This is a genomic window from Ferrimonas sediminicola, assembly GCF_005116715.1.
Taxonomy (GTDB): domain Bacteria; phylum Pseudomonadota; class Gammaproteobacteria; order Enterobacterales; family Shewanellaceae; genus Ferrimonas; species Ferrimonas sediminicola.
In genome coordinates this window covers 1-883 of record NZ_SWCI01000036.1, presented here as the reverse complement: position 1 = coordinate 883, position 883 = coordinate 1, and the positions used below count along the sequence as shown (strand labels likewise).

At 47.2% G+C, this 883-nt stretch carries 2 rRNA genes; both read left to right on the top strand.

The features are described 5' to 3' along the window. Positions 1-81: ribosomal RNA gene (locus FCL40_RS18380) — 16S ribosomal RNA — on the top strand; the annotation flags it as partial. Between the two features lie 362 nt (positions 82-443). Beyond that, positions 444-883: ribosomal RNA gene (locus FCL40_RS18375) — 23S ribosomal RNA — on the top strand; the annotation flags it as partial.

Here is an 883-nt window from a genome sequence, read left to right as displayed (position 1 = left end):
ATGACCACGGTGTGGTTCATGACTGGGGTGAAGTCGTAACAAGGTAGCCCTAGGGGAACCTGGGGCTGGATCACCTCCTTACGAAACAGATACGGTTTTGCGTTGAGTGTTCACACAGATTGTCTGAAATCATCACGGTGGTGGTGATTTTGGCGTTTTTGCTTTTGGCGAAAACACGCTCTTTAACAATTTGGACAAGCTGATAATTTCTCGAGATATTTGCAATTTTTGCAAGTGCCTTGATATCTGGCGATAGATTAACGTATTGGTTGTTTAATCGATTAATACAAACCCAAAAAGACCGTTTCGCGACGGAATTTTGGTTTCAGTCTAGGCGAGATTTGAGTGAGCGAGGGCGTGTAGTTCATCTACATAACCGAGTGAGCGAAAAGCTCAACAACGACTGGGAGCAAAAGAACAAGCGAAACCCATTGGGGTTGTATGGTTAAGCGACTAAGCGTACACGGTGGATGCCTTGGCAGTCAGAGGCGATGAAGGACGTACTAACTTGCGATAAGCGGTGATAAGGCAGTAAGAGCCATTTGAGTCACCGATTTCCGAATGGGGAAACCCGGCCGCATAAGCGGTCACTGTGCACTGAATACATAGGTGTACAGAGCGAACCAGGGGAACTGAAACATCTAAGTACCCTGAGGAAAAGAAATCAATTGAGATTCCCTAAGTAGCGGCGAGCGAACGGGGATTAGCCCTTAAGCACAGAGGGTGTTAGTGGAAGCTTCTGGAAAGTAGCGCGATACAGGGTGATAGCCCCGTACACGAAAACTAACTTTGTGTGAAATCGAGTAGGACGGGACACGTGATATCTTGTCTGAACATGGGGGGACCATCCTCCAAGGCTAAATACTCCTGACTGACCGATAGT